10 protein-coding genes are annotated in these 14,598 nt (G+C 69.1%); 4 read left to right on the forward strand and 6 right to left on the reverse strand.

What is annotated here, in order from left to right:
• Window positions 1-59: 59 nt before the first annotated feature.
• The 3 genes from ASC98_RS23675 to ASC98_RS23685 all read right to left on the reverse strand — a co-directional run bounded on the left by ASC98_RS23675 (window position 60) and on the right by ASC98_RS23685 (window position 4,631).
• Window positions 60-2,225, reverse strand: a complete 2,166-nt coding sequence (locus tag ASC98_RS23675; protein WP_056815163.1) for a peptidase domain-containing ABC transporter — start codon at window positions 2,223-2,225, stop codon at window positions 60-62.
• Window positions 2,222-3,487, reverse strand: a complete 1,266-nt coding sequence (locus ASC98_RS23680) for an HlyD family secretion protein (protein ID WP_056815166.1) — start codon at window positions 3,485-3,487, stop codon at window positions 2,222-2,224. The genes ASC98_RS23675 and ASC98_RS23680 overlap by 4 nt, the downstream gene beginning before the upstream one ends.
• Before the next feature lie 88 nt (window positions 3,488-3,575).
• Window positions 3,576-4,631, reverse strand: coding sequence for a LacI family DNA-binding transcriptional regulator (locus ASC98_RS23685; protein ID WP_056815168.1), 1,056 nt, complete (start codon window positions 4,629-4,631; stop codon window positions 3,576-3,578).
• A 226-nt stretch (window positions 4,632-4,857) separates the two neighbouring features.
• Between ASC98_RS23685 and ASC98_RS23690 the strand changes: the two genes are divergently transcribed.
• The 4 genes from ASC98_RS23690 to ASC98_RS23705 all read left to right on the forward strand — a co-directional run bounded on the left by ASC98_RS23690 (window position 4,858) and on the right by ASC98_RS23705 (window position 8,236).
• Window positions 4,858-5,343 (forward strand): gluconokinase, encoded by a 486-nt coding sequence (locus ASC98_RS23690; protein WP_082542089.1) that lies wholly within the window; start codon window positions 4,858-4,860, stop codon window positions 5,341-5,343.
• Window positions 5,340-5,858 (forward strand): TRAP transporter small permease, encoded by a 519-nt coding sequence (locus tag ASC98_RS23695; RefSeq protein WP_056815173.1) that lies wholly within the window; start codon window positions 5,340-5,342, stop codon window positions 5,856-5,858. The genes ASC98_RS23690 and ASC98_RS23695 overlap by 4 nt, the downstream gene beginning before the upstream one ends.
• Window positions 5,858-7,150: a TRAP transporter large permease gene (locus ASC98_RS23700; protein WP_056815177.1), complete on the forward strand. Its 1,293-nt coding sequence runs from the start codon at window positions 5,858-5,860 to the stop codon at window positions 7,148-7,150. Before ASC98_RS23695 ends, ASC98_RS23700 begins: the two co-directional genes overlap by 1 nt.
• Window positions 7,151-7,222: 72 nt before the next feature.
• Complete coding sequence (locus tag ASC98_RS23705) at window positions 7,223-8,236, forward strand: TRAP transporter substrate-binding protein (protein WP_056815180.1); 1,014 nt, start codon at window positions 7,223-7,225, stop codon at window positions 8,234-8,236.
• A gap of 338 nt (window positions 8,237-8,574) precedes the next feature.
• Here the strand turns inward: ASC98_RS23705 and ASC98_RS23710 are convergent, their stop codons facing one another.
• The 3 genes from ASC98_RS23710 to ASC98_RS23720 all read right to left on the reverse strand — a co-directional run bounded on the left by ASC98_RS23710 (window position 8,575) and on the right by ASC98_RS23720 (window position 14,590).
• The gene (locus ASC98_RS23710; RefSeq protein ID WP_056820516.1) at window positions 8,575-9,774 is read right to left on the reverse strand and encodes a metallophosphoesterase; all 1,200 of its coding nucleotides are present in this window, start codon (window positions 9,772-9,774) and stop codon (window positions 8,575-8,577) included.
• Window positions 9,775-9,787: 13 nt separating this feature from the next.
• On the reverse strand, window positions 9,788-11,488 hold the full coding sequence (locus tag ASC98_RS23715) for a choice-of-anchor Q domain-containing protein (RefSeq protein WP_056815186.1): 1,701 nt from the start codon (window positions 11,486-11,488) through the stop codon (window positions 9,788-9,790).
• Between the two features lie 120 nt (window positions 11,489-11,608).
• The gene (locus ASC98_RS23720) at window positions 11,609-14,590 is read right to left on the reverse strand and encodes an Ig-like domain-containing protein (protein ID WP_056820519.1); all 2,982 of its coding nucleotides are present in this window, start codon (window positions 14,588-14,590) and stop codon (window positions 11,609-11,611) included.
• Window positions 14,591-14,598 lie beyond the last annotated feature (8 nt).

The raw sequence follows: 14,598 nt of genomic DNA on the forward strand, positions 1-14,598 counted from the left end.
GAAGCCGGCACATGCGTCGAAGGGCACAGCACCCTGTGCGTTTCGATGGTAACCGGCGCTCAGGCCACTTGCGCTGGTACGGGGGCTTCGCTGCGTCCTACACGCCCGTGCTCGATCACCACCACCCGGTCGGCCATCGCGATGGTGTCCGGCCGGTGCGCCACCACCACGCGCGTCAGCTGCATCGCCGCCACCGCATGGTTCACCGTCTGCTCGTTGCGCACATCGAGGTGGCTGGTCGCTTCGTCGAGCACCAGGATGCGCGGCTCGCGGTACAGCGCGCGCGCCAGCAGCACGCGCTGCTTCTGCCCGCCCGAGATGCCGATGCCGACGTCGCCGACCAGCGTGTGGTAGCCCATCGGCATCGCCTGGATCTCGGCCTCGATCGCCGCGAGGCGCGCGCAGGCCTCGATGCGCGCCATGTCGGGCTCGGCATCGAAGAAACTGATGTTGTCGGCCAGCGAGCCGGAGAACAGCCGGTCCTCCTGCATCACGGTGCCGATCAGCGCGCGGTAGTTCGCCAGGCCCAGGTGCAGGATCGGCGTGCCGTCGAACAGCACCTCGCCCTGCGTCGGCGGCAGCAGCCCGAGCATCACCTTCACCAGCGTCGTCTTGCCGCAGCCCGATGCGCCGGTCAGCGCGAGGCACTCGCCGGCCTCCACCGTCAGGTCGATGTTCTCGAGCACCCAGGGCTCGGTGCTCGCGTAGCGGTACGACACGCCGCGCAGCTCGATGCGGGCCGGCCGGCGCGACAGGTCGACCTCGACCGCGTTCGCGCCGCCCAGCCCTTCGGCCGCCTCGGCCTCGGCCAGCACGATGTCGGCCACGCGCTCGCCGTGCAGCCGCAGCATCGCGAGTTCGGACAGCTTGTCGATCATCGACGCGACGCGGGTCGAGAACAGCTCCTTGTAGGCCATGTACGCGAACAGCATGCCGACGGTGAAGCTGCCGGCCAGCACCGAGCGCGCCGCGAGCCACACCACCAGCACCCGCTCCAGCCCGAACAGCAGCGTCTGCGCCGTCTCGTTGCTGACGTGCACCCGCTGCACGCGCAGCCCGGCGTTGAACTGGTCGGCCAGCATGTTCATCCAGCCGGCGCGGCGCAGGTTGCCGCGGCCGAACAGCCGCACGCTCTGGATGCCGCTGGCGGTCTCGAGGAAGTGCGTCTGCTGGCGCGCGGCGTGGATGATCTCCTCGGCGCTCGCGGCGCGCAGCGCGCGGAACACCGACCAGCGCAGCCCGGCGTACAGCAGCGTCGCGGCCAGCGACACCGCCATCAGCTTCAGGCTGTAGGCGGCCATCATCGCGGCGGTGCCGAGCACCATCAGCGCGTCGACCAGCGCGGTGACCACGCCGGTCGTCAGCGTCTTCTGGATCACCGTCACCGAGCCGAAGCACGAGATGATGTGGCCGACGTGCCGCTTCTCGAAGAACTCCAGCGGCAGCTTCACCAGGTGGCCGAACACGTTGCCCAGCCACTGGAAGTTCAGCCGCGCGCTCAGCGTCGCGACCCACCAGCCGCGCACCGCGCCGAGGCCGCTCTGCAGCAGCACCAGCAGGCCGAAGCCGATCGCGAGGATCGCCAGCAGGTCGAGGTCGGCGGCCAGCAGCCCGTGGTCGACCACCCACTGCAGGTAGAACGGCAGCGCGATCACCACCACCTCGAGCGCCACCGCCAGCGCGAGGATCTGCCCGAGGCTCGCGCCCAGCCCGGTGATGCGGCCCATCAGCCCGCGCAGCGTGAAGTCGAGCTTCTCGCGCCGCGGCTCGAAGCCGGCGGCCGGCGTCAGCTCCATCGCGATGCCGGTGAAATGCGGCGCGAATTCTTCCGGCGTGAACGAGCGCACGCCGATCGCCGGGTCGTGGATCACGATGCGCCGCGCCGACACCGACTTCAGCACCACGAAGTGGTTCATGTCCCAGTGCAGCACGCAGGGCAGCGCGAGCTGCGACAGGTGCTCCATCTCGAGCTTCAGCGGCCGGTTGTCGAGCCCGAGCGCGCCGGCGATGCGCACCATGCTCTCGAAGTTGGTGCCCTTGCGCGACAGCGCGAAGCGCAGCCGCAGCGTCGGCAGGTCGGTGTCGATGCCGTGGTAGACGGCGATCATCGCGATGCTGGCGAGTCCGCATTCGGTGGCCTCGGTCTGCACGATCACCGGCAGGTGGCGGGCGAGGCCGAGCCGGCGCGTCACGCCGGGCGGCACCGGGTCTTGTTCGAGGCTCATCGGGCCGCCACCTGCAGGCCGGCCAGCGGCTCCAGCACCCATTCGATCAGCGTGCGCTTCTCGGCGACCAGGCTGGCCTGCACCCGCATGCCGGCCTTCAGCGCGTCGCGCCAGGCGAGGGCTGCGGCGTCGGTCGGGTCGATCACGACGCGCACGCGGTAGATGCCGCCGCTGTTGACGCCGTTGTTGCCACCGTCGGCGCTCGGGCCGTCGGCCGGTGCGACCGCGCTCTGCGACACCTCGCGCACATGCGCCGGCAACTGCCCGAAGCGCGCATACGGAAACGCGTCGACGCGCAGCTTCACCGCGGTGCCCGGCTTCACGAAGCCGGCGGCGCGCGTCGGCACGTCGAGCTCGGCTTCGAGCGCGCCGCCGCTGCCGCCGGGCAGCAGCGTCGCGAGCAGCTGCCCGGCCGCGACCGACTGGCCGGGGCTGGCCAGCACCGTGGCGACACGCCCGGCCTGCGGCGCGAGCACCGCCGTCTCGCGGCGCGCCTCGTTCTCGGCCTGCTGCTGCGTCAGGGCCTGCGCCTCGCGGCGCAGCTGCGAGCCTTCGCGCTCGGCCTGCAGCGGCACCGCCTGGCGCTGCGCACGGGCGCTCGCCAGGTCCTGTTGCAGCGCGAGGCGCTGGCGCTCCAGCGTGGCCAGCCGCGCGCGCTGGTCGAGCACCTCGGCGTTCTTCTCGGCCACCTCGACCGGCGAGACCGCGCCCGAGCGCACCAGTTCGGGGTAGCGCGAGGCGATGTCCTGCATCACCGCGATGCGCTCGCGCTGCAGCGCGAGTTCGCGCTCGTGCTGCTGCAGCGTGGCGTCGAGGTTGGCGATGCGGGCGTCGAGCGCGGCGGCCTGCTGGCGCGCCTGCTCGGCCTGCTGCTTCAGTTCGTCGAGCAGCGCGCGCTGGCGGCTCGTCAGCGAATCGGCGACCGCCGATTGCGTCGGCCCCTGCGCGCTGGACTGTTCGGCCGACAGGCGCAGCACCGGCGCGTTCGCCGCCACCGGCTGCCCCTGCGCGACGCCGCCCGGCAGCACCACGCCGGCCTGCGGCGCCACCAGCCGCAGCACGCCGCCGCTCGGCAGCAGCACGCCGCTGACGGTCTCCTGGCGTGCGAAGCCCTGCGTCGCGGCGAAGCCGATCAGCGCGAGCACCAGCAGCACGAAGAAGACCGTCCACGCGGCCTGCTGCGGGCTGCGCGTCAGCACGATGGCACCGTGGAACTTCTGGCGCTGGTGGTCGATGGCCTGGCGGCGGAACAGGTCGGGCACGACGGCGTGGGGGTCGGTTGCGGGCCGGGAATCCGGAACGCGCAAGCGTAACTCAGTACGTCACCTCGCCCGGGCCCCTTCAGGCTTCTCAGGTGCTGGCACGCACCATCAGCTGATACCCCGCATCCACCGCGGGCTGCGCGACGCTTTCGCCGCGCATCAGCGCGAGCAGCATGCGGGCGGCCGCCGCGCCGACCTCGCCGCGCGGCGTGCGCACGGTGGTCAGTGCCGGCAGCATCTGGTCGCTGCCGGTCAGGTCGTTGAAGCCGGCGATCGCGATGCGCTCCGGCACCGCGACGCCCAGCCGCAGTGCGGCCAGCAGCGCGCCCTGCGCCAGGTCGTCGTTGCAGAAGAAGATCGCGTCGACCGGCCGCTTCAGCTCGAGGATCTGCTCCAGCATCTGCCCGCCGAGCGCGAGCGACGACGGCGCCGGGTTCAGCCATTCGAGCGTTGCGTCGTAGGCGCCGGCCAGCTTCAGCTCGCGCCGCCAGCCTTCGCGCCGCTGCATCGTGCGCGGGTCGAGCTGGGCCGCGGCGAACGCGATGCGGCGGCGCCCGCGAGACAGCAGGTGGCGCGTCAGCGTGGCGGCCGCGTCGGCCTGCGAGAAGCCGACGCTGTAGACGCCGGGCACCTCCGACAGCTCCATCAGGTGCACGCAGGGCACGCCGCTCTGCGCGATCAGCGCCCGCGTGGCCTCGCTGCGGTCGAGCCCGGTCACCATCAGGCCGGCCGGGCGGTGCTGCAGCTGTTCGCGCAGCAGTTGCTCTTCTTCGCCGATGTCGTAGTGGGTGACGCCGATCAGGCTCTGGTAGCCGGCAGCGCGCAGCGTGCGCTGCACTTCTTCGAGCAGGTCGACGAACAACGCGTTCGACAGCATCGGGATCAGCACCGCGACGTGCGCGCTGTGGCGCGACGCGAGGGCGCGCGCCGCCGGGTCGGGCACGTAGCCCAGGCGCTGCGCCGCGCTCTTGACCCGCGCGACCAGGTCGGGGTGCACCGCGCGCTCGCCGCGCAGCGCGCGCGACACCGTGATCGGGCTCACCTCGGCCAGCCGCGCCACGTCGGCCAGCGTCACGCGGCCGGTGGCGCGTGGGCGGGAGGGGGCGCTGCTCGTGCTGGTGACAGGGCTCGCGTCGGTGGTCATGGCGCGTTGGATCAGGGAGTCCGATCAGGGAAAGTCCGCATCGGTGGGCACACCATTGTTCACTAGGATAGCGCTGTCCTGCAACTGGATTGATGCAGTGATTCCCCTGATGCCTCCATCAAAACGATGGAGGACAGCGCTGTCTCAGCCGTGACCCGGCCAGGCGGCCCAGGCCTTGTTTTGACAGCTTCTCGTGCGACTGCAGATGATCGGTTCGGTGGTGATGATGGGTGTGGCCGGGTGCGGCAAGTCGACGGTGGGCGCGGTGGTCGCGCAGGCCGAGCGCTTGCAGTTGATCGAGGGTGACGATCACCACAGCGCGGCCAACCGCGACAAGATGAGCCGCGGCATCCCGCTGGCCGATGCCGACCGCGTCGGCTGGCTGGCGACGCTGGCCGGCGAGCTGGCCGCGCACCCGCAGGGCATCGTGCTCACCTGTTCGGCCTTGCGCCGGGCCTACCGCGAGCAGCTGCGCGCCGCCTCGCCGGCGCTGCGCTTCGTGTTCCTCGACCTGACGCGCGAGCAGGCGCTGGCGCGCGTCACCGCGCGGGCGTCGTCGCACTTCTTCTCGGCCACGCTGGTCGACAGCCAGTTCGAGACGCTCGAATCGCCGGTCGGCGAGCCGCGGGTGCTGCGCGTCGACGCCACCGCGCCGCTGGCCGAACTCCAGACCCGCATCTCGGCCTGGCTGCATGCCACGGAGACCCCATGACGACGACTTCTTCCTCTGAACGGCAGGCGCCGCGGCACCCGCTGCTGCGCCTTGCCAACTGGGCGATGGCCGCCTGCCTGGGCGTGATGGCGGTGGCGGTGTTCATCAACGTCGTGCTGCGCTATGGCTTCGGCAGCGGCGTCGCGGCGAGTGAAGAGCTGTCGCGGCTGCTGTTCGTCTGGATGGTGTTCATCGGCGCGACGGCGGCCTACCCGCTCGGCGAGCACATGGCCTTCACCAGCCTGCTGGGGGCACTGCAGCGCAAGCCGCTCGCGCTGCGCGCGCTCACCGTGCTGATCCGCGTGCTGGTCGTGCTGGCCAGCGTGCTGCTGGCCTGGGGCGCCTGGCAGCAGGTGGTGGTCGGCATGGGCAGCAGTTCGGTGGTGCTCGGCTACCCGGCGGCGCTGCTGCCGCTGCCGGCCTTGCTGTGCGCCGGCGCGATCGGCGTGATGGCGTTCATCGAATTGATCCGGAACCGGCCGATCGTGCTAGGCCACGGCGCGGAGGTCGAGTGATGTCGCCCGAAGGTCTCGCATTCGTCGTCTTCTCGGCCGGCATGCTGCTGCTGATGGGCATCGGCATGAACATGGCGCTCGCGCTGGTGCTCACCGGCGCCGGCATGGCCTGGGTGCTCGGCTTCTGGGACAGCCAGCTGCTGGCGCAGAACCTGGTGGCCGGCATCGACAGCTTCCCGCTGCTGGCCGTGCCGTTCTTCATCCTGGCCGGCGAGCTGATGAACTCCGGCGGCATCAGCCGCCGCATCATCGACATGGCGCAGGCCTGGGTCGGCCACATCCGCGGCGGGCTCGGCTACGTGGCGATCGGCGCGGCGGTGCTGATGGCCAGCATGAGCGGCTCGGCGCTGGCCGACACCGCGGCACTCGCCACCATCCTGCTGCCGATGATGCGCCAGCAGGGCTACCCGATGGCGACCTCGGCCGGGCTGATCGCATCGGGCGGGATCATCGCGCCGATCATCCCGCCGTCGATGCCGTTCGTGATCTACGGCGTGACGACCAACACCTCGATCTCGGCGCTGTTCATCTCCGGCATCGTGCCGGGGCTGCTGATGGGCGCGGGGCTGATCGTCGCGTGGCGCTGGGTGCTGCGCCGCATCGAGCTGCCGCGCGGCACGCCGCTGCCGATGCGCGAGCGGCTGAAGGCAACGGCCCGTGCGTTCTGGGCGATGCTGATGCCGATCATCATCATCGGCGGCATGAAGAGCGGCGTGTTCACGCCGACCGAGGCGGCGGTGGTCGCGGCCTTCTATGCGCTGGTGGTGGCCTTGTTCGTGCACCGCGAGATGCGCATCGCCGAGGTCGTCGGCGTGCTGGAGCGGGCGGCCAAGACCACCGCCATCGTGATGTTCCTGTGTGCCGGCGCGCAGGTCGCGAGCTACATGATCACGCTGGCCGACCTGCCAAGCGTGCTGACGAACTGGCTGGGCCCGCTGGTCGAGAGCCCGCGGCTGCTGATGGCGGTGATGATGATCGTGCTGGTGCTGATCGGCACTGCGCTCGACCTGACGCCGACGATCCTGATCTTCGGCCCGGTGATGCTGCCGATCGCGGTGAAGGCCGGCATCGACCCGGTCTATTTCGGGCTGATGTTCATCCTGAACGGCGCGATCGGGCTGATCACGCCGCCGGTTGGCACGGTGCTGAACGTGGTGGCCGGCGTCGGCCGGCTGTCGATGGGCAGCGTGATCAAGGGCGTGAACCCGTTCCTGCTGGTCTACGTGCTGCTCCTCGCGCTGTTCGTCGTGTTCCCGCAGATCGTCACTGCGCCGGTGCACTGGATGCGCTGACCGACGCCGCAGATTCCATCCCTGCTTCTTCCTTCCTTTCTTTCTTTCTTCCATCCCCCAGAGGAGACAACCATGAAACTCATTCGCCGTACGCTCGTGGCCGCCGCCGCGCTCGCCAGCCTGGCCGCGCCTCTCGCCGGTTTCGCGCAGGACATCAAGCCGCGCCTGATCCGTTTCGGCTACGGCCTGAACGAGCAGAGCAACCAGGGCCGCGCCGCGAAGTTCTTCGCCGAGCAGGTCGAGAAGGCGTCGGGCGGCAAGATGAAGGTGCGTGCGATCGGTGCGGCCGCGCTCGGCCCGGATGTGCAGATGCAGCAGGCGCTGATCGGTGGTGCGCAGGAGATGATGGTCGGCTCGACCGCGACGCTGGTCGGCATCACGAAGGAGATGGCGCTGTGGGACACGCCGTTCCTGTTCAACAACGCGAAGGAAGCCGACGCGGTGCTGGACGGCCCGATCGGCCAGAAGGTGATGGCCAAGCTGCAGGAGAAGGGCCTGGTCGGCCTGGCCTACTGGGAGAACGGTTTCCGCAACCTGACCAACAGCAAGCGGCCGATCACGAAGCTGGAAGACCTGAACGGCGTCAAGCTGCGCGTGATGCAGAACAACGTCTACCTCGACAGCTTCAAGACGCTGGGCGCCAATGCCGTGCCGCTGCCGTTCTCGGAGCTCTTCAGCGCGCTGGAGACGAACACCGTCGACGGCCAGGAAAATCCGTACAACACCATCCTGTCGAGCAAGTTCTTCGAGGTGCAGAAGTACCTCAGCATCACCAACCACGTCTACAGCCCGTGGATCGTGCTGGTCAGCAAGAAGTGGTGGGACGGGTTGTCGAAGGACGAGCAGAAGGTGCTGGCCGATGCGGCGAAGGCGAGCCGTGACTTCGAGCGCAAGGACACGCGTGACGAAGCGGGCAAGGCGCTGGCCGACCTGAAGTCCAAGGGCATGCAGATCAACGAGCTGTCTGCTGCCGAGGCTGGGCGCATGCGCGACAAGCTCACGCGCGTCAATGCGGGCATTGGTGCTGGCATCGGGATGGAACTCTGGCAGGAGACCCAGGCTGAGCTGGTGCGTTTGCGGAAGTAATCCGTCCTCTGCCTTCGGGGCGTGGGGAGCTGAGGGGCTCCTCTGCGGTCATGTCCCCCGCGCCTTGATGGCCTCCCGGCCCTCAAGGCGCTCCTCCTTTACTTCCCTCCGAGGAGCCCCTCAGCTCCCCACGCCCAACCGCGCACTTCCTCAAAAACAAGGGAGCGTCGTCGTCTTTTCGCGGAAAGTGAGGGAGCGGTGCCGCCGCGAGGAGGTGGGGTGCCCCTCGGAGGGAAGTAAAGGAGGAGCGGAAGGCCTGCCGCCAGGCAGGCGTTTCGCGGGGGACATGACCGCAGAGGGGCGCCCCGCCTCCTCGCGGCACAAAACACAAAAGAAAGTCAGCGCGTGAACGTATCGAGCGTCGCCCCGTCCGCGCCGATGGCCTTGACCGTGATGGTCGAGTCCTTCACGTCGAGCCGCAGGTAGTGGTAGGCCGCAGTGGCCTTGGCATTCAACGAACCGATGGCCCGGAACCCGGCCAGTTCCGAGCCACCGCCGCCGGTGATCACGTAGACCGTGCCCTTCGCGTCGTCGCGCACACCCGCCTGGTTCGCGCTGTCGGCATACACCGGCACCGAACGCTCGTAGACGTGGTTGTGGCCCGAGATCACCATCTTGACCTTGTACTTGCTGAACTCCTGCAGCAGCGTGTTCCATGACGCGTTCGCCGCATGGCCGTCGGAGTAGGTCACCAGCGGCGCATGCGTCAGCACGATGGTGTTCCTGATGGCCGGGTTGGCCGCCGCCTTCGCCAGGTCATAACGCAGCCAGTCGAGCTGGTGCTTGTAGTAGTAGGCGTCGTAGTTGCCTTCGTTCGCCGCGTTGCAGTTGTTCGAACACTCCATCAGGTTGTAGTAGTCCGAATTCAGGTGCATCACCGTGAAGTGCGTGTTCTTGTAGTCGAACGAGTAGTACATGAACTCGGCATACACGCCCTTGGTCTTCGCGCAGGCCGATGCATAGAACTCACCGTCGGTCAGGTGCTGGATGTCGGTGCGCGTCCAGTCCTGGAAGTAGGCCTTGGCCTGCGTGTGGTTCGGCACCAGCTTCTGCACCGTCGCCTGGCTGAACACGTCGCAGAAACCGTTGCCGAACTTGTCGGGGTACCAGCCGTCGCCGAAGTTGTCGTCATGGTTGCCGACCACCGGGAAGTAATACACCGGCAGCCCCGCCGCCGGCGCCTTGTTCTGCAGCGGCGCAATGATTTCCTTGAAGCTGCCCTTGGCCGCATCGCTCGCGCAATCGCCGCGCTGCACCCAGTTGGTCGACTTGTCGTAGCCGGTGATCATGTCGCCGGTGTTGAAGACGAACGCGGTGTTGGCCTCGGCCGCCATCTTGCCCACCAGCTTGATGTGCGTCGCGTTGCCGTCGCAGCCCCCGCCGGACCGGCTGTCGCCATAGGCCATGAAGCTGAAGCTCGTGCCGTCGCCGACCGGCGGCGTGCCGGGCGCGGCTTCGGCCGAATCGCCGCCACCGCCGCCGCTGCAGGCCGCCACCGCCGCGAGGACCGCCAGCGTGATGTGGAAGAAGCGATGCATCACCGTGCTCCGATCAGTATTCATACGCGCCGACGTCGATCGTGCCATTCTGCGGGCGCAGCGTGGCGAGGAAATCGCGCGCCACCAGCGCGGTCGGCAGCCCGGTGTTGATCGCCGGGCTCGTGGGCTTCAGTGTCAGCGGCGTGCCACCCGTCGTCGTCGCGAACTGCGGGTCGAGCACGCGACTCGCGTCGGTCAGCCCGGTCACGCTGTTGTACAGCGTCGACCACTGCCCGGCCGGCACCAGCGCGTCGCCGATCGCGAAGGTCGGCGCGCCGTTGGGGGTCCAGTAGAGGTTGCCGCTGATGCGCAGCGTCTTGACGTCGGTCATCGCATCGGCGGTGACCTTGATCACCGGCCGGTTGCCCGAGCCGTAGACGATGTTGTTGACGATCTCCACGTTGGTGCCGGCCTGCCCGACTTCCGATTCGTTCGACACGAAGATCGAGCCCTGGCTCGCGGTCGCGGTGTTGTAGCAGCTGTTGTTGTAGATGCGCACGTTCGACGACGAGGACGTGGCGACGCAGGCCCAGGTGGCGTTGACGACGACGTTGTTGCGCACGATGCCGTCGTAGCTCTCGTAGCGGCCGTCGGCCAGCCGGTCCGAATCGGTCTCCTGGCCCAGCATGATCGCGTGGCCGTTGTCGGCCCGGCCGATGTTGACCAGCAGGTTGTTCTCGAAGATCGTGCTGCGCGCATTGCCCTTCGCGTACATGCCGAAATCGGGCACGTCGTGCACATAGTTGCCGGCCACCCGGGTGTTGTTCGCGCCGACGATGTCGATGCCCTGCGCATTGCTGCCCGGCGTCACCGTGCCGGCGTTCTGGAAGATCTCGTTGTCCAGCACCTCGACGTCATTCGCGGTGCGCACCAGCTTCACGACGTCGGCGACGCTGCAGCACAGCTTGTTGCCCTGGATGCGCACCTTCGCGGTGTCGATCTTGATCACGTTGCCGTCGTCGCCGCCGGTCGTGCTGCCGCGCACTTCCAGTCCTTGCACCGTCCACCAGCTGGCGAAGCAATCGACATTGCCGCTGCCGGTGCCGATGGTGTCTTCGTCGCAGGCATCGTTGTAGAAGTAGATCGTCGGGCCGGTGCCGCTGCGCTGCAGCACCGGGCGCACCGGCAGGTCGGCGGTGTAGCCGTGCAGCGTGATGCGGGCCGTCGAGGTGCCGGCGGTGCGGATCACCACCGCTTCGGTGTAGGTGCCGGCCCGCACTTCGATGGTGTCGCCGGCGGTCGCGACGCCGACCGCCTTCATGATGGTCTTGAACGGCGCGGCGAGCGTGCCGGCGGCGCTGTCGCTGCCGGTGGCGCTGACGAACCAGCTCTTGCCGTTGGAGCTGCCGCCCGGCGTGAAGCTGGCGCTCACGATGGCCGCGGCGCCCATCGTCACGGTGCAGCCCCCGGTGCCGCTGCAGGCGCCGCCCCAGCCGCTGAACACATAGCCGGTGCCCGGCACGGCGTTCAGCACGAAGCTCGTGCCCTGCGTCAGCGAGACGCTGCAGTCGCTGCTGCAGCCCAGCCCGGCGACCGTGGAGGTGATGCTGCCGGAGCCGTCGACGTGCGCCTGCAACGTGACCTGCGGCCCGGCCGGCTCGCCGCCGGTGCCGCCATCGCTGGATCCGCCCCCGCCGCCTCCGCTGCACCCGGCCAGGCCGATGACGACGACAGCGGCAAGCGCCGCGAACTGCTGGATTCTGCTGATGACCACGGCGACCTCGGAGAAACGACGGCGCCCGGGCGGTGCCCGGGCGAGTCCCGATTGTCTGACAAGGCCGCGGCCCTGCGCCGGCCCACCCCCCCACTCAGGGTGGCCGCCGCATCCTCCAGGTTATCGAGAGAACGAATCGAGGACGGTGCCGTCCTTGCCGATCGTCTTGACCGTCAGCGTGCCGCCGTTCACGTCCAGCTTCATGTAGTGGTGCGCCGCGGTCGCCTTGGCATTCAGCGGGCCCAGCGTCTTGAAGCCGGCCAGCGCCGAGCCGCCGCCACCGGTCACGACGTAGACGGTGCCCTTGGCATCGTCGCGCACGCCGTTCGGATTGGCATCGTCGGCATACACCGGCACCGAGCGCTCGTAGACGTGGCTGTGGCCCGAGATCACCATCTTCACCTTGTACTTGCTGAACTCCTTGACCAGCGTCGGCCACGAGGCCACCGGTGCATGGCCGTCGGAGTACGAGATCACCGGCGCGTGCATCAGCACCACGGTGTTCTGGATCGCGGTGTTGGCCACCGCCTTCGCCAGGTCGTAGCGCAGCCAGTCGAGCTGGTGCTTGTAGTAGTAGGCGTCGTAGTTGCCTTCGTTCGCGGCGGTGCAGTTGCTCGAGCACTCCATCAGGTCGAAGTAGTCGGAGTTGATCCGCAGCACGACGAAGTGGGTGTTCTTGTAGTCGAACGAGTAGTACATGAAGTCGGGGTACACGCCGTTGCGCGTGGTCGCGCAGGCAGCGGTGTAGAACTCGGCATCGCTGTAGTGCTTGACGCTGGAGGTCGTCCAGTCCTTGAAGTACGACTTGTTCTGCGTGTGGTTCGGCACCAGCTGCTTCGGGTCGAACACGCTGCAGAAGCCGTCGCCGAACTTGTCGGGGTACCAGCCGTCGCCGAAGTTGTCGTCGTGGTTGCCGACCACCGGGTAGTAGAAGACCGGCAGGCCGGCGGCCGGCGTCTTGGTCTGCAGCGGCGCGATGATTTCCTTGAAGCTGCCCTTCGACGCATCGCTCGGGCAATCGCCGCGCTGCACCCAGTTGGTCGACTTGTCGTAGCCGGTGATCATGTCGCCGAGGTTGAACACGAACGACGCCGGCTCGGCCACCATGCGGTTGACCAGCGCGATGTGCGCGGTGTTGCCGTCGCAGCCGTTGCCCGAGCGGCTGTCGCCATAGGCCATGAAGCTGAACGCGCCGCCCGCGACCGGCGCGGCGCCGGTCGTGAAGGTCCACGACTTCGCGGCCGCCATCGCATTGCCGGCCACGTCCTTCACCGCGGTCGTCACCTGCGCGGTGTAGCTCGTCGAATACGCCAGGCCCGCGGCCGGCGTGAAGATCGCGGTCGAGCCGCTGCACGACACCGTGCCGCTGACACCGGTGATGCCCAGGCTCGCGCTCGTCACGGTGCTGCAGTTGACGGCTTCGGAGAAGCTCACCGAGACGGTGGTCGCGATGCCGATCGACGTGCCGCCGGTGGCCGGCGTCGTGCTCGAGACGGTGGGCGGCGTGGTGTCGGCCGGCCCGGTCGACGCGAAGCTCGCGGTGACCGACGCCGCCTGCGACATCGTCACCGTGCAGGCGCCGGTGCCGGTGCAGGCACCGCTCCAGCCGCTGAAGGTGCCGCTGCTGCCGGGTGTCGCATTCAGCGTCACGACGGTCCCCGACGTGAAGTTCTGCGTGCACGACGCGCCGCAGCTCAGGCCGGTCGGCGTCGCGATCGCCACCGTGCCGGTGCCGCTGGTTGCGACCGTCAGCGTGTACTTCGGCTTCTCGGTGAAGGTCGCGCTCACGGCCTGGTTCGCGCTCATCGTCAGGCTGCAGGTCGCGACCTTGCTGCTCGCGCAGGCGCCGCCCCAGGACGCGAACTGGAAGCCCTCGGCCGGCGTCGCGGTCAGCGTGGTCGCGGTGCCGGTCTCCAGGCTCACGCTGCAGGTCGCGCCGCAGTCGAGCCCGCCGGCGGACGACTTGATGCTGCCCGAGCCGGTCTTGGTCGCGGTCAGCGTGTAGGTGATGGCCTGGAACGCCGCGTTGACCGAGGTCGCGCTCGACAGCGTGACGTTGCAGGTGGCGGCGGTGCCGGTGCAGCCGGAGGTCCAGCCGGTGAAGCGCTGCTTCGCGGCGGCCTGGGCCGTCAGCTTGACCTGGGTGCCCATCGGCAGCGATTCGCTGCAGTCGCCCGGGCAGTTGATGCCCGACGGCGCCGACAGCACGCTGCCGCTGCCGTCGACCTTGACGTTGATCGCCGCCATGCCCGCCGGCGTCGGCGTGAAGGTGGCCGTGACGCTCTGCGCATTGCTCATCGTCACCGTGCAATTGCCGCTGCCGGTGCAGCCCGCGCCGCTCCAGCCGTTGAACGTGAAGCCGCTGCCGGCGCTGGCAGTCAGCGTGACGCTGCTGCCTTGGGCGAAGCTCTTGCTGCAGGCGGTGCCGCAGCTGATGCCGGCCGGCGACGAGCTGACGCTGCCCGAGCCGCTGAGGATCACGTTGAGCGCGAAGTTCGCGGTCGGCACCGCGGTGAAGGTGGCGGTGACCGAGCGGGCGCTGCTCATCTGCACCTGGCAGCTGCTGCCGCTGCAGGCGATGCCGCTGCCGCTCCAGCCGCTGAAGGCGTAGCCGGTCGCCGGCGTCGCGGTCAGCGTGACGGCGGTGTTGGCCGCGTAGTTGCCGATGCAGTCGCTGGCGGTGGCGCAGGTCAGGCCGCCGACGTCGGCGGCGATGCTGCCGCTGCCGGCGATCGTCAGCGCGAGGTTGAAGCGGGTCGCGGCCTGTTGGCTGAAGGTGGCGGTCACCGCCTTCGAGACCTCGACCGTCACCGCGCAATCGCCGGCGCCCTTGCAGTCGAGTCCGCTGCCGCTCCAGCCGATGAAGTCGTAGCCGCTGGCCGGCTCGGCGCTCAGCGTCACCGACGCGCCGCTCGCGAAGGTCTTGACGCAGACGCTGCCGCAGTCGATGCCGCCGGGGCTCGACTGCACCTGGCCCTGGCCGACACGGCTCACGGTGAGCGTGGCCTGGTCGGTCGACGCGGGGGTGTCGTCCTCGCCCTTGCCGCAGGCAGCGAGGGTCAGTGCGACCGCGAGGGTCGCCAGCAGGCGCAGGTGCTTCATGGGATGGG

Source organism: Rhizobacter sp. Root1238 (assembly GCF_001425825.1).
Taxonomy (GTDB): domain Bacteria; phylum Pseudomonadota; class Gammaproteobacteria; order Burkholderiales; family Burkholderiaceae_C; genus Rhizobacter.

Bases quoted from the DNA above. Each gene is read 5' to 3' on its own strand.
- ASC98_RS23675 (WP_056815163.1), bottom strand. From the start codon at position 2,225: ATGAGCCTCGAACAAGACCCGGTGCCGCCCGGCGTGACGCGCCGGCTC.
- ASC98_RS23700 (WP_056815177.1), top strand. From the start codon at position 5,858: ATGTCGCCCGAAGGTCTCGCATTCGTCGTCTTCTCGGCCGGCATGCTG.
- ASC98_RS23710 (WP_056820516.1), bottom strand. From the start codon at position 9,774: ATGCATCGCTTCTTCCACATCACGCTGGCGGTCCTCGCGGCGGTGGCG.
- ASC98_RS23720 (WP_056820519.1), bottom strand. From the start codon at position 14,590: ATGAAGCACCTGCGCCTGCTGGCGACCCTCGCGGTCGCACTGACCCTC.
- ASC98_RS23705 (WP_056815180.1), top strand. From the start codon at position 7,223: ATGAAACTCATTCGCCGTACGCTCGTGGCCGCCGCCGCGCTCGCCAGC.
- ASC98_RS23685 (WP_056815168.1), bottom strand. From the start codon at position 4,631: ATGACCACCGACGCGAGCCCTGTCACCAGCACGAGCAGCGCCCCCTCC.
- ASC98_RS23690 (WP_082542089.1), top strand. From the start codon at position 4,858: ATGGGTGTGGCCGGGTGCGGCAAGTCGACGGTGGGCGCGGTGGTCGCG.
- ASC98_RS23695 (WP_056815173.1), top strand. From the start codon at position 5,340: ATGACGACGACTTCTTCCTCTGAACGGCAGGCGCCGCGGCACCCGCTG.